The sequence below is a fragment of the Nonomuraea rhizosphaerae genome (genome assembly GCF_019396405.1).
Taxonomy (GTDB): domain Bacteria; phylum Actinomycetota; class Actinomycetes; order Streptosporangiales; family Streptosporangiaceae; genus Nonomuraea; species Nonomuraea rhizosphaerae.
In genome coordinates this window covers 1-21,248 of the sequence record NZ_JAHKRL010000314.1, presented here as the reverse complement: position 1 = coordinate 21,248, position 21,248 = coordinate 1, and the positions used below count along the sequence as shown (strand labels likewise).

Genomic DNA, 21,248 nt, shown 5'->3' with positions numbered 1-21,248 from the left:
ACGCCGAAGGACCCCGACGGTCCGTGACCGGCGGGGCCCTTCGGGGCGAGCACTCTACTTACGGGCGTCCGACAGACGGCCGATGATGTCCACGTCGGTCTCGTCGTGCTGGGACGGGCGGTGGACCTCGGCCGTACGCTCGGCCGGGTTGTCCTCGACGATCACCCGGACGTCGTCCTGCGACACCGGCTCGTGCGGCACGGGCTCGTTCGCGACGGGCTCCTGCGCGGCGGGCTCGGCCGCCTCCAGCATGGGGGTCTCGTGGGCGGGCCCCGCGACGATCTCGGCCTCCGGCCGGCCGGCCGGCTCGACGACCAGCGCCCCGGCCTTGCCCTCGCTCTGCATGAGGTCGCCGAGCACCGAGCCGATCTCGGTCAGCCTCCGTACGACCTCGGTGTGGGTGTTGGTGAGGTACTCGACGCGGCGGCCGGCGTGCTCGTCAAGCGCGGCGACCCGCTTGTTGGCGGCGTTCAGCGTCGAGTCGGCCTCGGCGCGGGCGGCGGAGATGGTCCGCTCGGCCTCCGCGCCGGTGGTGGCCAGGAGCTGCTCGGCCTCCTGCTGGGCGGAGGTGAGCAGGCTCTCGGACTCGGTGCGCGCCTCACGCAGGGTGTCCTCGGCCTCGGTGCGGGCGCTGGTCAGCTTCTCGTCCGCGTCGGCGCCCGCCTGCGCCAGCATGCGCTCGGCGGCCTGGGTGGCCTCGCCGACCCGCCGCTCGGCCTCCGCCTGGGCGGAGGTCAGGATGTTGTCAGCCGTCTCACGCGCGGACGTGACCAGCCGCTCGGCCTCCGACTTGGCGGCGTCACGCACACTGGTGGCCTCGGCCTCGGCGTCGGACTTCTTGGCCGCGGCCTCCTCCTCGCCCAGCTTGAGGATCTGCGCCAGCCTCGGGCTGAGGTCCTCGTAGCTCTGCGGCGCCTCGACCATGCGCCGCCTGGCCTCCGCCAGCTCGACACGGCCCTGTTCAGCCTGGTCGATCGCTCGTGCCAGCCGCTCTTCCAGATCTCTGACTTGGTTACGGGTGCGGAGCATGTAGTCGTGAACCTGACGGCGGTTGTAACCGCGCATCACGACTTCGAAGGTGTCCTCTTGCATCAGATCGGGAATGCTCTCGTGCTGGTTTGTCATGGGGGTTACCTAAGGGTTTGCGTGAGGCGGGGGAAAACTGCGGGTTGTAAGGGTCTGACGACGAGACGTCAGGAATCGACTTTCCTGCCATCTGCCCACGTCCGCAACCGGAACGCCACACCTGGACCGGGAATTACGATGGTGCAGGTGTACATAGCAGCATTGGACAACGGGGCAGTCCCGGACATTCATCCCGAGGCGTACATCGCGCCGGGAGCCGTCGTGGTGGGTAAGGTTCGCGTGGGCCGGGCGTCCAGCATCTGGTACGGCTCCGTTCTCCGTGGGGACGACGAGCGGATCGAAGTCGGCGAGGAGTGCAACGTACAGGATCTGTGTTGCCTCCATTCGGACGAGGGTGAGCCGGCGGTCCTTGAGCACCGGGTCAGCCTGGGCCACAAGGCCATGGTGCACGGCGCTCACGTGGAGGCCGGGGCGCTGATCGGGATCGGCGCCATCGTGCTCGGCGGCGCCCGCATCGGGGCCGGCACCCTTGTCGCGGCCGGATCGGTGATCGGCCCCGGCAAGAAGATCCCGGCCGGAGTGCTGGTGGCCGGGGTGCCGGGCAAGATCGTGCGCGAGCTGACCGACGACGACCGGGAGATCTTCGCCCGCACACCCGACACCTACATGGCCAAGGCTCTCAGGCACCGGACGGCGTCAGAACTTTGATCAGGACCTCGTCCGGGACCGACGCGGTGTTGAGCGGGTCAGCGTAATCGGGCAGCTCGGGCCGGAGGAACCGGACGAAGTCGACGGTCATCCTGACATCGGCCGTGCCCTTGACCTGGGTGGCGTTGCCCTTGGCGGGGTCCTTCCTGAGCGCGGCGTAGCTCTCCCAGTCGGTGTAGGCGGTCATGCCCCACTGCAGCACCTCCGGCAAATCTGACTGCCAGCGCCTGCCGACCTTCCAGACGCCGCCGTCTTCTTTGTACAGGGCGACGGCGGCGCGTCCAACTCGGGCCAGCACCAGGTCCACCCAGGCGCCCTTCACCGGCAGCTCGACCGGCTTGGAGCTGCCGTCCTTGGTGTACTTGACCTCGATCTGATTGGTCTTGTCGGCCGTACCGGTGGTGACCGACACCCAGTTGGGCTTGGCGTACGAGCCGGGCAGCCGGGCCATCAGGCCGCCGAGCGAGAACTTCTGCCGCGGCTTGGCCGTCTTCCGCCCCTGGACCTTGACCCGCGCGTACATGACGATGTTCCCGGCCAGCTCCTGGTAGACGAAAGGGCCGCGGAAGCCGTCGAACCAGGCGGAAACCTTGGGCTCCAAGTACAGGGAGCCCTTCGCGGTGGTGTTGACGTCCAGCTTGGTGATGCGGTCGACGTCCTTCTCGGTGTCGCTCAGCTTGCTCCAGACGGACAGCAGATCGGTGGCGCCGCCGAACTCGTCGGACGCCGAGCCCACCTCTCCTCCAGGCGTGGGCGGCGAGGCGTCCTTCAGGGTCAGCACCCCGGGGCCGGTGGGGGACGGCTGCGCGGTGGTCGCCGTCCCACACCCGGCGACCACACTCGCGACCGTCAAAATCCCGACCATCTTTGCCCTCATAGCGGACATTCTGCCGTGTGAACCCCATTGTCGATCCCGATCGGCCAAGTACGATGGCCGCCGTGCGCCCCTGGGATGCGTTCGCCGCCGCCGAGGCGGAAGTCCGCGCGATGGTCGCGAACCCGCGCTGGCAGGGGCTTCCCGTGCCCGCACGAGCCCAGTTCGTCGCCGCCAGGGTCCTGGTGACCCCCGACGGAGACAGGTGGCTGTTCGGGGCGCACGCGCGCTGGCACCTGCACGATCCCGCCGACGGCCGCTGGCACCTCGCGCCGCCGCCGCGCGGCACGCCCGCCCGCCGCACCGGCCATCCCGCCGCCGTGCTGCCCGCCCGGGTGATCCCGCGCGGGCCCGACTTCGCCGAGGAGCCCGGCTCCACGCAGGCGTTCGTCGGCCCTGACGTGCCCGGCAAGCTCACGGAAGGGATCAGGGGGCTGCTGCGGGCCGAGGAGCGCCGCTCCGAGCGCGACTACCCGCTCAGCGCCTTCTATGACATTTTCGCCAGGGACGTTCCCAGCACGATCGCCGTGATCTGGGGGACGATCATCTGGTGCTCGTACGCGCCCGCCTTCGACGGCAACGAGCGGCTCATCACGGCCTTCGGCGAGTACCTGCGCCGCCCGCTGCCCGGGGACGAGTGGGTGCGCTGGCTGCCTGCGCCGCCGCTGCTCGACCTGGTCACGCTCGTCGCCGAACGCCTGCGCGCCGGTGAGTCGCGGGCCGCGCTCCGGCTGGCCGCGCTGATCGCCGACACGGCCCAGATCCTGCTGTCCGACCCCCGGTTCAGGCCGCGCGCGCTGGCGCTGCTCACGATGGTCGAGCCCACGCTCAGGCAGCCGCACCTGGACGACGCCGCGGCCCTGCGCGACGACCACGCCGTACGGCAGGCGTGGCTGGACCGGCTGCCCGAGCGCCTGTCCAGGGCGGTGCTGGTGGAGACCGACCCGGCGACCCACTTCAGGCACACCGTGTACGACCTGGTCGAGGCGCTGTCCTTCACCACCGAGCCGGCCCGGGCCGCGGCGGCGTTCCTGGCGGACCTGTCGGACTCGCGGGCGCTGCTGCCGGGGCATCTGGACCATCGGCTGCGGCGGGCGTACGAGGAGCTGGCCAAGGCGGGGCTGACGGGCACCTCGGCGGCCGAGACGACGCAGCCCGAGGGGATGGCCGTGCGGACGCCGCCGCCGTACCCGTGGCGGGCCGAGCCGCCGGGGACGGGCGCGTACGCGGTGCCCGCCTCCCGGACGGGCGCCATGAACGCCGCCGGCGCGATCGAGACCGGCGCGCACCTGCTCCCCCAGACGGGCGCGCACGCCGTACCGCAGACGGGCGCGCACGCCATGCCGCAGACGGGTGCGCACGCCGTGCCGCGGACCGGTTCCCACGCCGTGCCGGAGCCGCGCGTGTACGAGGGGCGGCAGCCGGCCGGGGAGGGTGGCGTGGAGACGTCCGGGAGTTCGGATGCGGCGTCAGGATCCGGCGTCGAGCCGCCCGACCGGTCCACCGCGGCGGCGGTGCTGGGCGCCGCGTACGCCGTCGGCCTCGCATGGGGCAGGGTCACGGGGGCGAGGGTGCCGGAGCGCGGGTTCGCGGGCTCGGCGGCACTTGTGCACCGTCTGATCCCGGAACGCGACGACATGCACTCCTAAACCACTAATACCGTTATTTCACCCTTACTCCTCCTATATCGTTCTAACACTTCGCGACACGCCCCATTAGCTGAATTGTGATCTCGGATTCGGGAAATGATCCTTGAGGGGCCCCGGCGGCGTTGAAAGGAATGACTCCGATGGGCCATGTCGCCGGAAGGGTCCCCGCCGTAACCTCGTAGAGGGTGTGGGCTGCGGAAGGAAGGACGACGCGGTGGGGCACGACGACCTGGACTCTCGGGTCCACGACCGTGTCGCGTTGGACGAGATTGCGCTCTACGCTGAGGTGCTCACCGCCGTTGCTATCAGTGAGCGGCGGCTGACCTTGGACGAGCTCGACGACGCGCTCGGATTGCGGACTTCGGCGAGTCGCTGAAGACAACCACAAATGACCTAGTCCCGGACTCCTCAGGGGTCCGGGACGGTGGTTTCCGGGATAGTTCACTGCCGCACAACATGACTAGTCAGTTGAGCCCACAGTCTCGTTCGTACGGACGAGGCCGCCCCTACGAGCGGACGAGACGCGCGATCGCCGCGGACGCCTCCTTGACCTTCGCCTCAGCCTCGGGGCCGCCGGTGTTGATCGCCTCGGCCACGCAGTGCGAGATGTGCTCCTCCAGCAGCCCGAGAGCGACCGCCTGCAGCGCCCGGGTGGCCGCGGAGACCTGCGTGAGCACGTCGATGCAGTAGGCGTCGTCGTCGACCATGCGCTGCAGGCCCCTGATCTGCCCCTCGATACGCCTGAGTCGCGTTAGATAGGCCTGCTTGTCGCCGCTGTACCCATGCATGGTCCTACGGTACCCGTAACCCGTATGGGTCAGCGAAGCTCCGCGATCAGCCGCTCCCACTGCCCGCCGATCTCGGCCGCCTCGTGCCGGATCGCCGTCTCCAGGGCGCCCGCGGCCAGCGAGCGGCGCCTGCGCTCGTCGTCGATCAGCGCCAGCAGCGCCGCCGCGAACAGCTCCAGCTCGCCGTCGGCCGCCGGGACCAGCACCCCGTTGTAGCCGGTGGCCACGAACTCGTCGGCCCCTCTGGCGCCCTCGAAGGCCACCACGGGCACCCCGCAGCCCATGGCCTCCAGCACGGTGATGCCGAGGTAGGCCGCGCGCGAGGTGTTGGCCACGATCGAGGCCTTGGCGAACTCACCGGCCAGGTCGGGGGTGGTGCCCATGAAGTAGACGTGGTTGTGCAGGTCCAGCTCGCGGACGAGGGCGCGCAGCCGCCGCTCCTCCGGGCCGCCCCCGTACAGCCTGAGCCGCCAGTCCGGCCGCTTGTCGGCGACGGTCGCGAACGCCCTGATCAGCCTGTCGTACGCCTTGACGGGCACCCACCGGCCGCCCGCGGCGACGATGCGGTTGTCCATGCGGGAGCGCGGCCAGGGGCCGTTGGGCAGCGCGTCCGGCACGGCGTGCACGGCGGGCCCGTCCTCCAGCAGCTTGCCCCATTCCTCCTGGGCGCTCTCCGTGGCCGTGACGACGGCGTCCAGGCGCGGGTAGAAGCGTTTGACGGGCCCCGGCGTGGCCGGCCTGGCCCACTCCCTGGCGAGCTTGAGCACCTCCTTGGGCGCGTGCCTGGCCGCCAGGACGCTCAGCCCGGGACGGGTGGTGATGAGGACGTCGGTCTTGAGGCCGCGCAGCATCCGCCAGAGCGCCACCTCGGTGCGCACCTGCACGCGAGGGAACAGGTGCCGCACGCCGGGCCTGACGTCGACCACGGAGCGCAGCACGACGTTCGCGTCCACCGGGAAGAACGGCTTGTCCTTGTGCCGCCTGACGCTGATCACCTCGACGTCGTGACGGTCGGCCAGGGCGGTGGCGAGGTTGAGCGTGGAGCGCACGTCCGCGCGCATCCCGTACGCGGACGACAGGACCATGCTGACCTTCACCGGCCCACCTCGATCCGCAGCTCGTCCTCGGCGGTGTAGGAGGGCCGCACGGGCACCCCGTCGACCCTGGCCGACGGGTAGTGCAGGCGGCGGCGCTTGCCGTCCACGTCGTCCAGGCGCGCGCCCAGCGTCATCGGGGTCGGCACGCCCTCGACCTCCAGGGACGGCTCCCAGACGCCCGAGGAGTCGGGATCGGCCTCGACCACGTCCACCAGGGACACGGCCGCGTGGAAGCGCACGCCCTGGACGGTGGCCACCGTGCGGATGGTCGTCCCGGCGGGCTGCCCGCGTTGCAGCGCCAGCCTGGCCTCGTGGCGGGAGTCGTCGTCCTCCAGGCCGGTGTAGGCGAGCAGGCCCATCACCTCGAACCGGCCCTCCCTGAACCAGACCGAGCGCACCTCGGCGACCGGGTCCGCGTCGGTGATCTTCAGTGCCAGGAAGCCGTTGCGGGTGCGGTACGAGCGGTAGGCGAGCGTGCGCTTGCACAGGGCGTACGCGTCGAGGTGGTCGAGGGAGAAGCCGGGGTCGATGCTGCGCATGCGTACGCGCCTGCCGTCGCGGCGCAGGTAGGCGTCCCAGCGTCCCGGGCTGAGCATCAGCGGCGCCAGCGAGACCGCCAGGCTGGCCTCGCGGGCCCTGGCTCCCGGCGTGCCGAGCATGACGTCGCGCTCGACCCCGGTCGTCCGGTTCTTGAGCACGAGCTCCGTGCCGTCCCTCAGCGGCTCCTCGATCGCGAGCCGGAGAGAGAGCACGTCGGCGAGCGTGACTTCCGCGTCTGTGACGACGACGCGCATCACGAGCCCCCTCCCCGTCGAATGAAGCCATGCGACGTTGAGGTTACCGTGATTTTCCCGTTATGTGGATGGCAGATTTCCGGCACTGGGGGCCCCTGACGTGCGAAACTCCTCTACAAGGCCTGTAGAGGAGTCCGACTTTCTCCCGTCAGGATGTGGTCTTGACTGATTTGATCAGGAGCTGGGCCACGTCCACGACTTCCAGCGACTCCTTCGCCTCACCGTTGTTCTTCTTCTCGTTGATGGCGTCCCCGAGCATGACCATGCAGAAGGGGCAGGCGGTGGAGACGGTGTCAGGATTCGTGGTCAGGGCCTCGTCGACACGCTCGGTGTTGATGCGCTTGCCGATGCGCTCCTCCATCCACATCCGCGCCCCTCCGGCGCCGCAGCAGAAGCCGCGGTCCTTGTGGCGGTGCATCTCCTGCGTCTGCACGCCGGGCACCTTGGACATGATGTCGCGGGGCTGGGAGTAGACCTTGTTGTGGCGGCCGAGGAAGCACGGGTCGTGGTAGGTGATCTTCTCCTCGATCGGCGTGATCGGGGTGAGCAGCCCCTCGTCGACCAGCTTGGCCAGGAGCTGGGTGTGGTGCACGACCTCGTACGTGCCGCCGAGCTGCGGGTATTCGTTGGCCAGGGTGTTGAAGCAGTGCGGGCAGGTGGCGACGATCTTCTTGACGCCGGCCTCGTTGAGGGTCTCGATGTTCTGCTGGGCGAGCATGTTGAACAGGTACTCCATGCCCAGGCGGCGGGCCGGGTCGCCGGTGCACGCCTCCATCGGGCCGAGCACGGCGAACTTCACGCCGGCGATGTGCAGCAGCTCGGCGACGGCCTTGGTGGTCTTCTTGGCCCGGTCCTCCAGCGCGCCCGCGCAGCCCACCCAGAACAGGTACTCGGCGTCCTCGGGCATCTTGTCCTCGACCACCTCCACCTCGAAGTCGAGGTCGGTGATCCAGTCGGCGCGCTTCATCTCGGACATGCCCCAGGGGTTGCCCTTGTTCTCCAGGTTCTTGACCATCACTCCCGCCTCGGACGGGAACGACGACTCGACCATCACCTGGTAGCGGCGCATGTCGAGGATGTGGTCGATGTGCTCGATGTCCACCGGGCACTGCTCGACGCAGGCGCCGCAGTTGGTGCACGACCACAGGACGTCCGGGTGGATCACGCCGTCCTCGCCGACCAGCGGCTTCTCCAGCAGCGCCAGCACGTCGGTGTCCTTGTGCTCCTGGGAGGCCGCCATCAGGTACGGGGCCACCTTGAAGGCGTGGTCGCGCTGGTCGAGGATGAGCATCTTCGGGCTGAGCGGCTTGTCGGTGTTCCAGGCCGGGCACTGCGACTGGCAGCGGCCGCACTCCGTACAGGAGTAGAAGTCGAGGAAGCCCTTCCACGTGGTGTCGCCGATCTTGCCCCGGCCCAGGCGCTCGGGGTCGAGGTCCTCGTCCTCGAAGTCGACCGCCTTGCCGTCCACGCGCAGCTCGGACGCGGGGCCCAGGCCGTCGGGGCGGCGGGAGAAGAGCACGTTCAGCGGCGCGGTGAAGATGTGCAGGTGCTTGCTGTTCACCACGATGACCAGGAACACCAGCATGAAGCCGATGTGCAGGAGCAGCGCGATCTCCTCCAGCAACGGGCTGGCCGGCAGCACGTCGCCGAGCGCCAGGGAGACGAAGGCGCCGGAGGAGTAGGGGAAGTTGCCGTTCGCCGCCGAGGCGCCGCGGGCCAGGAAGAGCGTCCAGATGATGTTGAAGATCATGAACAGGACGAGCCAGGCGCCGCCGAGGTGCGAGCCGGAGAAGCGCGAGCGGCGGCCCAGCTTCTCGGGGGCGTTCTTGATCCGGATGACGGCGAACGTCACCAGGCCGAGCAGACAGGCGACCGCGATGAAGTCCTGGAGGAAGCCGAGCACCGCCCACGTGCCGATGAGCGGGATGTGGAAGTCGGGCTCGCCGGTGATCGCGCCCTGGATGATCGCGCCGTACGCCTCGATGTAGACGGTCAGCAGGATGAAGAACGCCCACATGACGAAGAAGTGCGCCACCCCCGACGGGGTCCACTTGAGCAGCTTCTTCTGCCCGAACACCTCGACGAGCTGCGCCTTCACCTCGTCGCCCGCGTGAGTTCTCGCGTACTCGATCCGCTCGGGCGCGGGTGGGCCGACCGTGGCGAGCTTGTACAGGAACAGCGTCCTACGGCCCGCCACGACGACCGCCAGGACGGTCATGACTAGCCCGATGATGGCCACCCAGAGCACGGGGTCCTCCCACTGACTACGTTGGCTGCCAGCGTACGGTCACGCCCACGGCCGATACTCTCCGGAATCCTACCGACCGGTATTGAGTAACGCCCCAGTGGGACCAGAACAATGCTCTACCCAGTCAGGTAACGCTGAACCGTCGGCCCCAGGAGCTCCACCAGTTCCTCGATGTCCGCGCTCGCCAGAGGCTCCAGCTGGATCACGTAACGGCCCATGACCACGCCGAACATCTGGGCGAAGGCCGCCTCGATCCGCAGGTGCGGCACCTTGAGCTGGTCGGCGACCCGGAAGAGCAGGGCGTTGCTGATGAACTCCTTGAACATCTGCCGGGCGTGCTCGTTCGTCATGGCCGAGCGGATCAGCGCGACCATCGGCTCGCGCGTCGCCGGCTCGGCCGTCACGGTCAGCACCAGCCGCACGAGCCGCTCGCCCAGCTCGTCACGCGGCGAGGCGAGCAGCACGGGGATGATCTGCTCGGGCGAGATGGGCAGCCGCATCGCCGCCGCGAACATGCCCTCCTTGGTCTCGAAGTAGTGGTGCACCAGGGCGGGATCGACCTTCGCCTCCCTGGCGATGCCGCGCACGGTCGCCTTGTCGAACCCCTTCTCGGCGAAGACGCGACGCGCGGCGGCGAGGATCTCGCCGCGCGTGTCGGCCGACCCGGGACGACGTCCCGGACGCCGCTTGTCGGTCACTTCCCCACCGCCATGTAGACCCGCATGGGGACGGACAGGACCCCCTCGGGGAACTCCCGCTGCAACTCGGCCCGCTGGAGCGCGACGAGCTCGTCGGCGGCCTCGGAAGACAGCGCTGCCATATAGGAGTGCGAACGCAGGTCCAGCAGGAAGTCCTCGATGCCGACCAGCCTGGTCCAGGCGATCCAGCGCTCCTCGACGACCTCGAACGCGGCCGCGATCGGCGGCACCGACCACTCCTCCAGCGCCGGCCCCCAGTAGGTCGGGCACGCCCGCGCCAGCCGCTCCTCGTAGGCGGCCAGCCAGTCGGCCTGGGAGGCGTGCGCCAGGTTCCAGCAGCCGACGATGGCGCCGTCGGGCCGCAGCACCCGCCTGGCCTCGGCGATCGAGATCACCGGGTCGAGCCAGTGCCAGGACTGCGCGTACGTCACCAGGTCGGCCACGCCGTCGGTCAGCGGCAGCGCGTTGCCGTCCGCCCGCAGCGCGGCCGTGTCGCCGTCCGTCCCCTTGGACAGCAGGCGGGCCAGCATCTCCGCGCCGGCGTCCACCGCGATCACCCGCGAGCCCCGGGCCCGCAGCGCGCGCGTCAGGATGCCGGTGCCCGCGCCCACGTCGACGGTCGTCGCCCCGTCGAGGTCCACGCCGGACACCTCGGTCAGCGCCCGGTACATCTCGTCCGGGTATGTCGGTCTGCCCGCGTCGTAGGCGTCGGCGACCCTGTCGAAAACCCTGGCCAGTGTCCTCTTCGGGCCTATGGTCATCTGGCGGCCGCCAGGTAGAGGCGGGCGAAGGCGAGCGCCTCGGCCAGGTCGTCGATGCGCTCCGTACGGCTGGTGGCCTTGCGGGTGTTGATCTCCAGCACGACCAGGCCGCCGTAACCGCTGCTCGCCAGGCGTTCGAGCATGGCCGCGCACGGCTGGTTGCCCCTGCCGGGCACCAGGTGCTCGTCCTTGTTGCTCACCCCGAGGCCGTCGGCCAGGTGCAGGTGGGACAGGCGGTCGCCGAGCTTGGTGGCCATCTCCATGGCGTCGGAGCCGGAGACCGCCGTGTGCGACAGGTCGAGCGTGACGTGCGGGAAGTCGTAGTCGGTCGGGTTCCAGTCGGGCGAGTAGGGCACCACGTCGTTGCCCCTCGCCTTGAGCGGGAACATGTTCTCCACCGCGAACGTGACATCCGTCTCGTCCTGCATGCGGGCCAGTCCCGTGTCGAAGTCGCGCGCGTAGTCGCGTTGCCATCGGAACGGCGGGTGCACGACCACTGTCGAGGCCCCCAGCCGTTCGGCCGCCTTCTGGGCCTTGACCAGCTTGGCCCAGGGGTCGCGGCCCCACACGCGCTGCGTGACGAGCAGGCAGGGCGCGTGGATGGCCAGCACGGGGATCTCGTAGTGCTCTGACAGCCGCTCGATCACGTCGATGTCCTGGCTCACGGGATCGGCGCCGACCATGATCTCGACCCCGTCGTAGCCCAGGCGCGCGGCCAGTTCGAACGCGTCAGGAGTGCGTTCCGGATATACCGAAGCGGTGGACAATGCGATCTTCGCATTGGGCACGCGGATGACGTCAGCCACGATGCCAGCCTAAGCCGGTGACGGCGATCTGGCGCGACCCCCTGAGGTGAGCCGCGTCTCCCGAGGCGGGGACGGCCCCATCCGGGTGCTGGTAACGCCTACGGTTGAGGGCATGCCACGGATCGCCAAAGGAGCCGTCCCCAGCCCGAACATCTGGAACACCCCGCAGGTCTACGAGCTGGAGAACCTCGCCGCCGACCCCGACGGCGCGGCCGACGCCGCCATGCGCGCGCTGCGGCCGTGGGACGGGGCGACCGTGCTCGACATCGGCTGCGGGACCGGCTACCACCTGCCCCGCTTCGCGGCCGCCGCGGCCCGCGTCATCGGCGTCGAGCCGCACGGCGACCTCGTCGCGCTCGCCCGCCGCCGCTGCGCCGGGCTGCCGTCCGTGTCGGTGCACGCGGCCACGGCCCAGGAGCTGCCGCTGCCCGACGCGTCCGTGGACGTCGCCGTGGCGCGGTGGGCGTACTTCTTCGGTCCCGGCTGCGAGCCGGGGCTGCGCGAGCTGTCACGGGTCGTACGGCGGGGCGGCGCGGCCTTCGTCATCGACCTGGACGGTGACCGCGGCTCGTTCGGCCGGTGGTTCCGCCAGACGGTGCCCACCTGGTCGGCGGCCGAGGTGGAGGCGTTCTGGGACCGGCACGGGTGGCAGCGGCAGCCGCTCGACCTGCGGATGGTCTTCTCCCGGCGGGCCGATCTGGAGGCGGTGCTGCGGATCGAGTTCACGCCCGAGGTGGCGGCGCGGGCGATCGCGGAGACTCGGGGGCTGGAGTTGGCGTATCCGAACGTCCTGCGCTGGCGGACGTTCTGAGCGGCTTCTTTGTGGTTGTTTGAGCGGCTTGACATTGACGTCAGTGTCAACGTTTACCGTTGAAGCATGCGCATCGGAGAGCTGGCCGAACGGACCGGGGTGAGCACCCGCTCGCTCCGCTACTACGAGCAGCACGGGCTGCTCTCGGCCACGCGGGGCTCCAACGGCTACCGCGACTACGCCGAGGACGACGTCAAGCTGGTGTCGGAGATCCGGGCGCTGCTGTCGGTGGGGTTCACACTGGAGGACACGCGGCCGTTCGTCGACTGCCTGCGCTCCGGCCACAGCACGGGCGGCTCGTGCCGCGAGTCCGTCGCCGTCTACCACCGCAAACTCGCGCAGATCGACGACGACATCCGCGTCCTGCTGGCCCGCCGCGCCGAAGTCGCCGCCCAGCTCGCCTCGGCGTGCCCCGGCTGCGTCCTGAGAGGAGAGACATGATCGAGCTGACCGCCGACAACTTCGAGGAGCAGGTGCTGCGCAGCGACAAGCCTGTGCTCGTCGACTTCTGGGCCGAATGGTGCGGGCCGTGCCGCATGGTCGCCCCCGTGCTCGCGGAGATCGAGTCGGAGCACGGGCTGACGATCGGCAAGCTCAACAGCGACGAACACCCGCAGATCTCGGCCCGGTACGGGGTGATGGGGCTGCCCACGATGCTGCTGTTCGAGAACGGGGAGCCGGTGAAGCAGGTCGTCGGGGCCAAGCCGAAGCGCATGATCGTGGCCGAGTTGGGGCTTGGGTGATCGGGTAATCCCTTGGGTTGACGGCGGAATTCCTACCGTGGGCTGATCTCTGTGCCTGCCTTCGCCTTTAACTTGGGGGCATGACCAGCGGCCACGGGGATGGGAGCCCCGACCGGGGCGACATGCCCGCGGATGGTGTCCGCCGGGACGCCGCTCGTGGCCCCTTTCGCGACCGTCCCCCGCACGACCCACCCCTTCAGGAACGGTCCCTCCCCGGAGGGTCCCTCCTCGGACGGCCCTTTCCCGAGCGGCCCCTTCCCGAGCGGCGGCCGCTTGGCCGACAGTCGGCCGGCCAGCGGTTGCCTCCGCAGCTCGTGGGGATTGTCGGTGGGGGGCGCTAGCCTGCCCGCATGGCCAAGACAGCGCAGAAGCCCGGATACCGCTGCGCCGAGTGCGGGTGGCGCACCACGAAGTGGGTGGGCCGGTGCGGCGAGTGCCAGGCGTGGGGCACGGTCGACGAGGAGGGCGGGCGGGCCGGCGTCAGCGTCGTCCAGGCGGGTGCCACCACCGCGCCCGCGATGCCGATCGGGCAGGTCAAGGCCGAGGTGGCGACCGCGCGCACGACCGGGGTGAGCGAGCTCGACCGGGTGCTGGGCGGCGGCCTGGTGCCGGGGGCCGTGGCGCTGCTGGCGGGCGAGCCGGGCATCGGCAAGTCGACGCTGCTGCTGGAGGCCGCCGCGCGGATGGCCGAGCGCGAGACCGTCCTCTACGTGACCGGCGAGGAGTCGGCGGCCCAGGTGCGGCTGCGGGCCGACCGTATCGGCGCCATCCGCGACCAGCTCTTCCTGGCGGCGGAGACCGAGCTGTCGGCGCTGGTCGCGCATGTGGAGAAGGTTCAGCCGAGGCTGCTGGTGGTCGACTCGGTGCAGACGATCGGCTCCGTGCAGGCCACCGGCGTGCCCGGCGGGGTGACGCAGGTGCGTGAGGTGGCCGCCAACCTGGTGCGGCTGGCCAAGGAGCGCAACATGTCCACGGTGCTCGTCGGTCACGTCACCAAGGAGGGCTCGATCGCCGGGCCGCGCACCCTGGAGCACCTGGTCGACGTCGTGCTCAACTTCGAGGGCGACCGCCACTCCCGGCTGCGGATGGTCCGCGCGATCAAGAACAGGTTCGGCCCCATCGACGAGGTCGGCTGCTTCGACCTGCACGAGCGCGGCATCGAGGGGATCACCGACCCGAGCGGGCTGTTCGTGTCGCGGCGCAGCCAGCCGGTGCCCGGCACCTGCGTCACCGTGACCGTCGAAGGCACCCGGCCGTTGCCCGCCGAGGTGCAGGCCCTGGTCGCGCGCACCGAGGCGGAGAAGCCACGGCGCAGCTCGTCGGGGCTGGACACGTACAGGGTGCAGATGATTCTCGCCGTGCTCGAACGCAGGCTCAACGCCAAGCTGGGGGGCTGCGACGTGTTCACCGCGACGGTGGGCGGGATCAAGCTGGCCGACCCGGCGATCGACCTGTCGGTGATGCTGGCCGTGGCCAGCGCGGCGGGCGACAAGCCGCTGCCGCCCGGCCTGGTGGCCATGGGCGAGGTCGGGCTGTCGGGCGAGCTGCGGGCGGTCAAGGACGTACGGCGGCGCCTGAGCGAGGCGGCGCGACTGGGGTTCAAGCGCGGCCTGGTGCCCGCCGGGTCCCTCGATCAGGGCACCGACCGCGGCAAGGCACAACGCAACGGGCAACGCACACTCGTGCCGGTAGGGCCCGTTGCGTTCGCACCCGGCTTCGAGGTCGTGGAAGTGGAGAACGTCTGGGACGCACTCACACAGGTCACATAGCGCGGCTAAGCTGAGCTTGACTAATCGACACGGGGGTCAGGTGCCAAACGACAGGAGTCTTGACGACCGCCGTCGCGAAGCCCTGGCCTCGGTGGCCCCGGGCACTCCGCTGCGCGACGGGCTGGAGCGCATCCTGCGCGGGCAGACCGGGGGCCTGATCGTGCTCGGCTACAACAACGTGGTCGAAGAGGTGTGCAGCGGCGGGTTCGAGCTGGACGTCGACTTCTCCGCTACCCGGCTGCGCGAGCTGGCCAAGATGGACGGCGCGATCGTGCTGAGCGGCGATCACAAGATCGTACGCGCGGCCGTGCACCTGGTGCCCGACCCCGGCATCCCGACCGACGAGTCCGGCACCCGCCACCGCACCGCGCAGCGCGTCGCCCGGCAGACCAGCCTGCCGATCATCGCCATCAGCAAGTCGATGCGGATCATCGCCCTCTACCTAGACGGCATCCGCTACGTGCTGGAGGAGTCGGCCGCCATCCTGTCCAAGGCCAACCAGGCCTTGGCCACGCTCGAACGCTACAAGCACCGCCTCGACGAGGTCTCCGGCACGCTGTCGGCCCTGGAGATCGAGGACCTGGTGACCGTACGCGACGTGACGGCCGTCGTCCAGCGGCTGGAGATGGTGCGGCGCATCTCCGACGAGATCAAGGGCTACGTCGTCGAGCTGGGCACCGACGGGCGGCTGCTGTCGCTGCAGCTCGACGAGCTGGTGGCGGGCGTCGACTCGGAGCGGGAGCTGGTCGTGCGCGACTACCTGCCCGCCCCCTCCGGCCGACGGCACAAGCGGCTCACCGAGGCCCTGCACGACCTGGACGGGCTCTCCGGCAGCGAGCTGCTCGACCTCTCGGCGGTCGCCCACGTGCTGGGACACAGCGGCAGCGAAACGCTGGACGGGCCCGTCAGCCCGCGCGGCTTCCGGCTGCTGGCCAAGGTGCCCCGGCTGCCGGCGTCCGTGGTGGATCGGCTGGTCAACCACTTCGGCGGGCTCCAGAAGCTGCTGGCGGCCAGCATCGACGACCTGCAGGCGGTGGGGGGAGTGGGCGAGTCCCGGGCGCGCAGCGTGCGGGAGGGGCTGTCCCGGCTGGCCGAGTCGTCCATCTTGGAGCGGTACGTCTGACCGTTCCCCACGATCGGCCGGGACACGGAGGTCGGCCCGTGAGGTCGGTCGGCCTATGGGATCGGCCGGCGTGTGGGATCAGCCGACTCATGGCGGTGGAGGGCAGCCGGGGGCTGGTGGGTCAGGTGGCTCGTGGGGATCGGCGCGATGCTGTCAGCGTCGCAAGCCCACGCACACCCACGGATCAGCGCAGGTGGAAGACGCCCAGAGGGCTCTTCAGCTTGCCCATCCGGACCACGGCCACGTACGTGCCAGGCAGCGCGGCCGGAGGGTTGCGGCGGCAGTCGTCGCTGGAGCGACGCCGGTCCCAGTCCAGCGACCGCACCCACGGCACTCCGCGCTGCAGCTGCTTCACCTCGGTGGCCGAGCCGCTGACGCAGTCGGCGGTGGACCAGATCCGGTCCTCGCCGGAGGTGATGCGCACCTCCATGGAGCGCGGCCCCACGTCCGCCGTGCACATGACGGGGCCGGTGTTGACCAGCGTGATGAGGAAGTTGGGCTGCGCTCCGCCGCTGTACACGTCCTGCTTGCCCTGCATGCTCAGCACCAGGTCGCCGTCCGCGCAGGGATCGCCGGGCCGTTTGGGCTTGGCGGCGGGGGTGGACTTCGTGCTGCTCGGCGTGGGTGAGGGGCTGGCGGTGCCCATGGCCAGCGTACGGAGGCCGGCCAGGAGGGGATCCACCGTCGGCGAGGCGCTCGTGGAGGACTGCGCGCTGGAGGGACGCTGCGGCCCGCTGGACCCGCTGGAGCAGGCCCACGCCACCACCGCCACCACCACCAGCACCGCCACCAGCACGCTCATGCGCCGCCGCCAGTAGACGTCACCGTCGCCGTCACGCATCGTATCCGGATCCATACCTCCAGCATGGTAATCGATCCAACACAAAGAGTGACGGTGCGTCGTTCAAGGGTGTCTCCGCATACCCTAAGGCGCGTGGTTGAGCCGAGCCCCCTGCACGTACCCGTTCTGGACTGGTACGAGAACAACGCCCGAGACCTTCCCTGGCGCGCCGCCGACGCGACGCCGTGGGGAGTGCTGGTCAGCGAGATCATGCTGCAGCAGACCCCGGTCGTCCGCGTCCTGCCCATCTGGCACGAGTGGATGAAGCGCTGGCCGACCCCCGGCGACCTGGCCGCCGAACCCCCCGGTGAGGCCGTACGGCACTGGGGCAGGCTCGGTTACCCGCGCCGCGCGCTGCGGCTGCACGCGTGCGCCAAGGCCATCACCGACGAGCACGGCGGTGAGGTGCCCTCGGACCACGCGACCCTGCTGGCGCTGCCCGGCATCGGCGAGTACACCGCCGCCGCGGTCTCCAGCTTCGCGTACGGGGGGCGGCACGCGGTGCTCGACACGAACGTGCGGCGGGTGTTCGCGAGGGCGGTGCGCGCCGAGGAGTACCCGCCCACGGCCACCTCCGCCGCCGAACGCCGCCTGGCCGAGGCCCTCCTGCCCGAGGTCGGCGCGGCCCGCTGGGGTGTAGCGGTCATGGAGCTGGGCGCCCTGGTGTGCACGGCCCGCGCGCCGCGCTGCGCCGACTGCCCGATCTCCCAGGTGTGCGCGTGGCGCCTGGCCGGCAAACCGCCGCACTCCGGTCCCGCCCGCAAGGGGCAGACGTACGCGGGGACGGACCGGCAGTGCCGCGGCCGGTTGCTGGCCGTCCTGCGCGAGGCCCACGGGCCGGTGCCCAAGATGGCGCTGGACGTGGTGTGGGACGACGCCGTGCAGCGCGAGCGGGCCCTGGACGGGCTGGTGACCGACGGGCTCGCCGAGCTTCTCGACGACGGCACGTACCGCCTCCCGCACTCCTGACGACCACCGATCTCATGGCCGAACGGTCTGCGACTACCGGACCCACGGCGGGACGGTCCGCTCCGAGCCCTTGGGGGCCAGGTCGCAGGCGTCCGGTTCGGACACTCCGCCCGGGTTGTACACCTCCGCCCCCGGGCTCGCCACCACGATCGCCGTGAACCCCTCCTGGGCGTCGGCGGTCATCTGCCGGGACACGTCGGCCGGGAGCACCATGGTGTCGCCCGCCCCCACGTCGAACCTCTCCCCGCCCAGCTCGACCACGGCCGAGCCGGTGAGCCAGGTCCACACCAGTTCGGTGTCGAACGCGTGGATCGGCCCCACCATCCCCGGCACTGCGTCCACGCGCCATACGGCTGTCCCCGCCTGGCCCTGGGTCGGGGAGGCGAGGGTGGTCATGACGGCGTTCGGCGTTTTGATGCGCCGGGTGTCGGTTGAAAGCACGACAGGCATAGCTATCTCCTAATTTGGCTGATTTGCAGTGGATATCGATCGACAGGCGCCTCCCGCCGTCCGAGCGGGCGCGCCGGGCGCGACGGGCCAGGCGGCCGGCATTGCGCCGTTCGGGCGGTGACGCCACTCAAGGCGGCTAAGCGATCCACGGCGGTACGCCGAACGCGTCGCCGCCGTCCGCGGCCAGCGCCCTGGCACCCGCCGGGGCGGTCACCACGGCCGTGTAGCCCGCCTCGGCACCGGCCGTGACCTGCCGCGCGGTGTGGGCGGGCATGATCACGGTGTCCCCCGGCCGTACGTCGAACCTCTCGTCGCCGAGCTCAACGGCGGCGGTGCCGGTCAGCCAGGTCCACACTTGTTCGCGGTCGAAGTCGTGGCGTGGCCCGGCGACACCGGCCTTGGCCTCGACGCGCCACACCGACCGCGAGGCCCCGCCTTGTGTCGGCGAGGCGAACGTGGTCATGACCCCGCCGCCGGTCTCGGAACGGCGCGCCTCGTGATCACGGATGACAGTCATCGTGGGAACCCCCTAAGATGGACAACAACGTTGTCTAAATAGTGAACCAGGTTGTCTATCGTGTCAAGCGCCATCCCCGGCTTCGAGCTCCCGCTCCGCCTCCTGCTCGGCTTCCGCGTGCTCATCGACGAGCTGCACGCGGAGCTCGGCCGCCAGGGGCACCCCGACATCCGGCCGATGCACGGCTTCGTCATGCAGGCCATCGGCGGGCACGGCACCACCGCCGTGGAGCTCGGCCGTACCCTCGGCGTCTCCAAACAGGCCGCTGGCAAGACGATCGACACGCTCGAACGGATCGGCTACGTGGAACGCACCGTCGACCCCCAGGACACCCGGCGCAAGCTCGTCCGCCTTACGCCGTACGGCATGGACGCGCTGGTGCGGTCAGGGCAGATCTTCGAGAGCCTGCGGCAGCGGTGGGCGGCCGAGCTGGGGGAAGAGCGGCTGGACGCGCTGGTGACGGATCTGCGCAGGATGACCCCGCCGGACATGTTCCGCCTCGACACGCCAGGCTGGTTCGGCACCCTGTAACCAGGCACGACGTCAACCGCCACCCGATGCCGGCCCCTCGGCGGAGCGGGTGACGAGCCGGACCACAGGGGGCCTCACAGCGCCCTGCGCGGCGAGCCCGGCACCCCCGTATCGTCTACGCGGCGAGCTGTAGCCCCAGCCCCGTCAAGCGCGTACGAGCCCAGTCCAGCTCCTCCGCCAGCAGCGACACCAGCGCCCCCGGCCCCTTGGCCCGCCCCGGGACCGCCAGGTTGTGCGTCTCGACCTCGATGTGGGCGGTCCCGTTGACGGCGCCCGACAGCATCGCCGTCAGCGTGTCGTGCAGCACCGCGCCCGTGCTGGGCGTCTCGCCCGTGTGGTTGTGCACGTGCCCCACCTTGACCACCGGCGCGCCGGCGGCGGCCAGCCCGGCGAGGGCCTCACCGGGCTCCTCGGCGCCGCAGGCGAGGTGGCAGGCGTCGAGGCACACGCCGAGGTGCTCGGAGTCGATGCCGCACACCCGCTCAAGCGCCTGCTCGGTCGTCTCCAGCACGCACCCCGGCCAGGGCTCGAACCCGACGCGGATGGTCTTGCCGGTCACGCTGTAGATGCCGCGCAGTTCCCTGGCCAGCCGTTCGAGCCGCCGGGTCGCGATGGTGTGCAGGTCGGCGGGCCAGTCGCGGCGCCAGCCGATCGGGATGGTGGAGATGCTGCCGAAGCGTACGTCGTCGGGCAGCAGGAACGCCAGGATCTTGGCCAGCGCCATGGTGTAGCGGTAGCGCTCGGGCTTGGCCCAGTCGGGGCCCGGCACGTCCTGGTTGCGGCCGCCGGTGCCGTTGAGGCTGACCACTTCGAGGCCGCGCTCCTCCAGGGACCTGCGCAGCCGTACGAGCTCGATCCGGTCGGCCGTCAGGTGGTCGGCCACGGCCGGCGACAGCCACAGCCCGACGCCCATCCGCTCGACCCCGAGCTGCTTGCGCACCGGGACCGCGTAGCGGGTCAGGTGGGCGATCAGGTTCTCCAGGTCCTCGGCGGGGTGTACGCCGGCGTTGTAGGCGAGGTGAACCAGCGTTCCGTCATCGTGACGCAGGCGCATCGAGTTCCTCCACGGCTTGCACTGGTTGTTCCGTCGCCCGCCTCGGACTTGGTGCGGACCTGTCGAGCATGCCTGCTCCTGGGTGGCGTACGCGTCCGCCCTGAGTTGATTCCTGACTACTCCCCAGGGAGCATGGCTCACCCTAGGGACGCGGTCTTGCGTACGACTTGGACCAGACTTGGCAATGCTCTACAGAGTGTAGTACTACTTGTGGTGGTGGTACAGCCGAGTTGCCAACAAATCCGCAACACCCCGGAAACAAAGTGTGAGCACCCGGCTCTCAATCCCCCGCGCCCAAAGGGCTCCGGGGCCGCGACACCGCAGCTGAGAATGTGTTTGAGGCCCGGCGTGCCGTACCGGCATCCTGGGCCCATGCTGATCAGGGAAGCCGACGCGGACGACTGGCCCGCCATCTGGCCCTTCTTTCACCGGATCGTCGCCGCCGGCGAGACCTTCACCTACCCCACGGATCTTGGCATGGATCAGGGCCGCGACTGGTGGATCCTGCCCTCGCCCGACCGTACGGTCGTCGCGGTGGACGAGTCGGGCACGGTCCTCGGCACGGCGAAGATGAACCGCAACCACCTGGGCAACGCGTCACACGTCGCGAGCGCCAGCTATATGGTCGACCCGGCGCACTCCGGACGGGGCGTGGGACGGGCCCTGTGCGCGTACACCGTGGACTGGGCGCGGGCGGCGGGCTACCGCGTGATGCAGTTCAACGCGGTCGTGGAGACGAACGTACGGGCGGTGGAGCTGTACCGGTCGCTCGGCTTCGAGGTGCTGGGCACGCTCCCGGAGGGCTTCCGGCACCCGGTGAAGGGTTATGTCGGGCTGCACATCATGCATCGCGCGCTCTGACCCCTGGCACGGCGGCACCGAACGGCCCGGAACGCTGGAAACCCCCGTGTGAGTGATCACACGGGGGTTT

The 21,248-nt window shown here is 70.3% G+C and carries 24 protein-coding genes; 11 read left to right on the top strand and 13 right to left on the bottom strand.

Annotation, left to right across the window (positions count from 1 at the left end):
• Window positions 1-54 precede the first annotated feature (54 nt).
• Entirely contained in the window at window positions 55-1,125 is a 1,071-nt protein-coding gene (locus tag KME77_RS15830) for a hypothetical protein (RefSeq protein ID WP_219467687.1), read from the bottom strand.
• A gap of 138 nt (window positions 1,126-1,263) precedes the next feature.
• Between KME77_RS15830 and KME77_RS15825 the strand changes: the two genes are divergently transcribed.
• The gene (locus KME77_RS15825; protein ID WP_219467683.1) at window positions 1,264-1,794 is read left to right on the top strand and encodes a gamma carbonic anhydrase family protein; all 531 of its coding nucleotides are present in this window, start codon (window positions 1,264-1,266) and stop codon (window positions 1,792-1,794) included.
• On the opposite strand, the gene KME77_RS15820 is transcribed toward KME77_RS15825, so the two are convergent.
• A complete protein-coding gene (locus KME77_RS15820; RefSeq protein WP_219467680.1) occupies window positions 1,766-2,671 on the bottom strand; it encodes a DUF1349 domain-containing protein in 906 nt (301 codons plus the stop codon). The genes KME77_RS15825 and KME77_RS15820 overlap by 29 nt on opposite strands.
• Window positions 2,672-2,733: 62 nt before the next feature.
• On the opposite strand from KME77_RS15820, the gene KME77_RS15815 reads away from it, so the two are divergent.
• Entirely contained in the window at window positions 2,734-4,317 is a 1,584-nt protein-coding gene (locus KME77_RS15815; protein ID WP_219467679.1) for a hypothetical protein, read from the top strand.
• 214 nt (window positions 4,318-4,531) lie between these two features.
• On the top strand, window positions 4,532-4,693 hold the full coding sequence (locus tag KME77_RS15810) for a hypothetical protein (RefSeq protein ID WP_175589978.1): 162 nt from the start codon (window positions 4,532-4,534) through the stop codon (window positions 4,691-4,693).
• A gap of 130 nt (window positions 4,694-4,823) precedes the next feature.
• On the opposite strand, the gene KME77_RS15805 is transcribed toward KME77_RS15810, so the two are convergent.
• From KME77_RS15805 to KME77_RS15775, 7 genes are all read right to left on the bottom strand, one after another.
• The gene (locus tag KME77_RS15805) at window positions 4,824-5,105 is read right to left on the bottom strand and encodes a metal-sensitive transcriptional regulator (RefSeq protein ID WP_219467675.1); all 282 of its coding nucleotides are present in this window, start codon (window positions 5,103-5,105) and stop codon (window positions 4,824-4,826) included.
• 29 nt (window positions 5,106-5,134) lie between these two features.
• Entirely contained in the window at window positions 5,135-6,202 is a 1,068-nt protein-coding gene (locus tag KME77_RS15800) for a glycosyltransferase (RefSeq protein ID WP_219467672.1), read from the bottom strand.
• A complete protein-coding gene (locus tag KME77_RS15795; protein WP_219467670.1) occupies window positions 6,199-6,996 on the bottom strand; it encodes a PNPOx family protein in 798 nt (265 codons plus the stop codon). The genes KME77_RS15800 and KME77_RS15795 overlap by 4 nt, the downstream gene beginning before the upstream one ends.
• A 148-nt stretch (window positions 6,997-7,144) precedes the next feature.
• Window positions 7,145-9,244, bottom strand: coding sequence for a (Fe-S)-binding protein (locus KME77_RS15790; RefSeq protein WP_219467667.1), 2,100 nt, complete (start codon window positions 9,242-9,244; stop codon window positions 7,145-7,147).
• A gap of 116 nt (window positions 9,245-9,360) precedes the next feature.
• Complete coding sequence (locus tag KME77_RS15785) at window positions 9,361-9,942, bottom strand: TetR/AcrR family transcriptional regulator (RefSeq protein WP_219467665.1); 582 nt, start codon at window positions 9,940-9,942, stop codon at window positions 9,361-9,363.
• Window positions 9,939-10,703, bottom strand: a complete 765-nt coding sequence (locus KME77_RS15780) for a class I SAM-dependent methyltransferase (protein ID WP_219467662.1) — start codon at window positions 10,701-10,703, stop codon at window positions 9,939-9,941. Before KME77_RS15780 ends, KME77_RS15785 begins: the two co-directional genes overlap by 4 nt.
• Window positions 10,700-11,509 carry a sugar phosphate isomerase/epimerase family protein gene (locus tag KME77_RS15775; protein ID WP_219467657.1) on the bottom strand — a complete coding sequence of 270 codons (810 nt, stop codon included), beginning with the start codon at window positions 11,507-11,509 and terminating at the stop codon, window positions 10,700-10,702. The genes KME77_RS15780 and KME77_RS15775 overlap by 4 nt, the downstream gene beginning before the upstream one ends.
• Window positions 11,510-11,621: 112 nt before the next feature.
• On the opposite strand from KME77_RS15775, the gene KME77_RS15770 reads away from it, so the two are divergent.
• The 5 genes from KME77_RS15770 to disA all read left to right on the top strand — a co-directional run bounded on the left by KME77_RS15770 (window position 11,622) and on the right by disA (window position 15,955).
• Window positions 11,622-12,320 carry a class I SAM-dependent methyltransferase gene (locus tag KME77_RS15770; protein ID WP_219467654.1) on the top strand — a complete coding sequence of 233 codons (699 nt, stop codon included), beginning with the start codon at window positions 11,622-11,624 and terminating at the stop codon, window positions 12,318-12,320.
• Between the two features lie 66 nt (window positions 12,321-12,386).
• The gene (locus KME77_RS15765) at window positions 12,387-12,761 is read left to right on the top strand and encodes a MerR family transcriptional regulator (RefSeq protein WP_219467651.1); all 375 of its coding nucleotides are present in this window, start codon (window positions 12,387-12,389) and stop codon (window positions 12,759-12,761) included.
• On the top strand, window positions 12,758-13,063 hold the full coding sequence (trxA, locus tag KME77_RS15760; protein WP_219467649.1) for a thioredoxin: 306 nt from the start codon (window positions 12,758-12,760) through the stop codon (window positions 13,061-13,063). Before KME77_RS15765 ends, trxA begins: the two co-directional genes overlap by 4 nt.
• A 350-nt stretch (window positions 13,064-13,413) precedes the next feature.
• Window positions 13,414-14,832 carry a DNA repair protein RadA gene (radA, locus tag KME77_RS15755; protein ID WP_219467646.1) on the top strand — a complete coding sequence of 473 codons (1,419 nt, stop codon included), beginning with the start codon at window positions 13,414-13,416 and terminating at the stop codon, window positions 14,830-14,832.
• 40 nt (window positions 14,833-14,872) lie between these two features.
• Entirely contained in the window at window positions 14,873-15,955 is a 1,083-nt protein-coding gene (gene disA / locus KME77_RS15750) for a DNA integrity scanning diadenylate cyclase DisA (RefSeq protein WP_219467643.1), read from the top strand.
• 184 nt (window positions 15,956-16,139) lie between these two features.
• Here the strand turns inward: disA and KME77_RS15745 are convergent, their stop codons facing one another.
• Window positions 16,140-16,811 (bottom strand): hypothetical protein, encoded by a 672-nt coding sequence (locus KME77_RS15745; RefSeq protein ID WP_219467640.1) that lies wholly within the window; start codon window positions 16,809-16,811, stop codon window positions 16,140-16,142.
• 195 nt (window positions 16,812-17,006) lie between these two features.
• Here KME77_RS15745 and KME77_RS15740 point away from each other — a divergent pair, with 195 nt between their 5' ends.
• Window positions 17,007-17,765 (top strand): HhH-GPD family protein, encoded by a 759-nt coding sequence (locus KME77_RS15740; RefSeq protein WP_246609821.1) that lies wholly within the window; start codon window positions 17,007-17,009, stop codon window positions 17,763-17,765.
• Window positions 17,766-17,798: 33 nt separating this feature from the next.
• Here KME77_RS15740 and KME77_RS15735 read toward each other — a convergent pair whose 3' ends face one another.
• The gene (locus KME77_RS15735; RefSeq protein ID WP_219467636.1) at window positions 17,799-18,215 is read right to left on the bottom strand and encodes a cupin domain-containing protein; all 417 of its coding nucleotides are present in this window, start codon (window positions 18,213-18,215) and stop codon (window positions 17,799-17,801) included.
• A gap of 136 nt (window positions 18,216-18,351) precedes the next feature.
• A complete protein-coding gene (locus tag KME77_RS15730; RefSeq protein WP_219467634.1) occupies window positions 18,352-18,732 on the bottom strand; it encodes a cupin domain-containing protein in 381 nt (126 codons plus the stop codon).
• Window positions 18,733-18,792: 60 nt separating this feature from the next.
• Between KME77_RS15730 and KME77_RS15725 the strand changes: the two genes are divergently transcribed.
• The gene (locus KME77_RS15725) at window positions 18,793-19,263 is read left to right on the top strand and encodes a MarR family winged helix-turn-helix transcriptional regulator (RefSeq protein ID WP_219467631.1); all 471 of its coding nucleotides are present in this window, start codon (window positions 18,793-18,795) and stop codon (window positions 19,261-19,263) included.
• Window positions 19,264-19,378: 115 nt separating this feature from the next.
• Here the strand turns inward: KME77_RS15725 and KME77_RS15720 are convergent, their stop codons facing one another.
• Window positions 19,379-20,317 (bottom strand): TIM barrel protein, encoded by a 939-nt coding sequence (locus KME77_RS15720; protein WP_219467628.1) that lies wholly within the window; start codon window positions 20,315-20,317, stop codon window positions 19,379-19,381.
• A gap of 372 nt (window positions 20,318-20,689) precedes the next feature.
• Between KME77_RS15720 and KME77_RS15715 the strand changes: the two genes are divergently transcribed.
• A complete protein-coding gene (locus KME77_RS15715; RefSeq protein ID WP_219467625.1) occupies window positions 20,690-21,178 on the top strand; it encodes a GNAT family N-acetyltransferase in 489 nt (162 codons plus the stop codon).
• Window positions 21,179-21,248 lie beyond the last annotated feature (70 nt).

Bases quoted from the DNA above. Each gene is read 5' to 3' on its own strand.
- KME77_RS15830 (WP_219467687.1), bottom strand. From the start codon at position 1,125: ATGACAAACCAGCACGAGAGCATTCCCGATCTGATGCAAGAGGACACC.
- KME77_RS15825 (WP_219467683.1), top strand. From the start codon at position 1,264: ATGGTGCAGGTGTACATAGCAGCATTGGACAACGGGGCAGTCCCGGAC.
- KME77_RS15820 (WP_219467680.1), bottom strand. From the start codon at position 2,671: ATGAGGGCAAAGATGGTCGGGATTTTGACGGTCGCGAGTGTGGTCGCC.
- KME77_RS15805 (WP_219467675.1), bottom strand. From the start codon at position 5,105: ATGCATGGGTACAGCGGCGACAAGCAGGCCTATCTAACGCGACTCAGG.
- KME77_RS15795 (WP_219467670.1), bottom strand. From the start codon at position 6,996: ATGCGCGTCGTCGTCACAGACGCGGAAGTCACGCTCGCCGACGTGCTC.
- KME77_RS15780 (WP_219467662.1), bottom strand. From the start codon at position 10,703: ATGACCATAGGCCCGAAGAGGACACTGGCCAGGGTTTTCGACAGGGTC.
- KME77_RS15770 (WP_219467654.1), top strand. From the start codon at position 11,622: ATGCCACGGATCGCCAAAGGAGCCGTCCCCAGCCCGAACATCTGGAAC.
- KME77_RS15765 (WP_219467651.1), top strand. From the start codon at position 12,387: ATGCGCATCGGAGAGCTGGCCGAACGGACCGGGGTGAGCACCCGCTCG.
- trxA (WP_219467649.1), top strand. From the start codon at position 12,758: ATGATCGAGCTGACCGCCGACAACTTCGAGGAGCAGGTGCTGCGCAGC.
- radA (WP_219467646.1), top strand. From the start codon at position 13,414: ATGGCCAAGACAGCGCAGAAGCCCGGATACCGCTGCGCCGAGTGCGGG.
- KME77_RS15745 (WP_219467640.1), bottom strand. From the start codon at position 16,811: ATGGATCCGGATACGATGCGTGACGGCGACGGTGACGTCTACTGGCGG.
- KME77_RS15740 (WP_246609821.1), top strand. From the start codon at position 17,007: ATGCTGCAGCAGACCCCGGTCGTCCGCGTCCTGCCCATCTGGCACGAG.
- KME77_RS15735 (WP_219467636.1), bottom strand. From the start codon at position 18,215: ATGCCTGTCGTGCTTTCAACCGACACCCGGCGCATCAAAACGCCGAAC.
- KME77_RS15730 (WP_219467634.1), bottom strand. From the start codon at position 18,732: ATGACTGTCATCCGTGATCACGAGGCGCGCCGTTCCGAGACCGGCGGC.
- KME77_RS15720 (WP_219467628.1), bottom strand. From the start codon at position 20,317: ATGCGCCTGCGTCACGATGACGGAACGCTGGTTCACCTCGCCTACAAC.
- KME77_RS15715 (WP_219467625.1), top strand. From the start codon at position 20,690: ATGCTGATCAGGGAAGCCGACGCGGACGACTGGCCCGCCATCTGGCCC.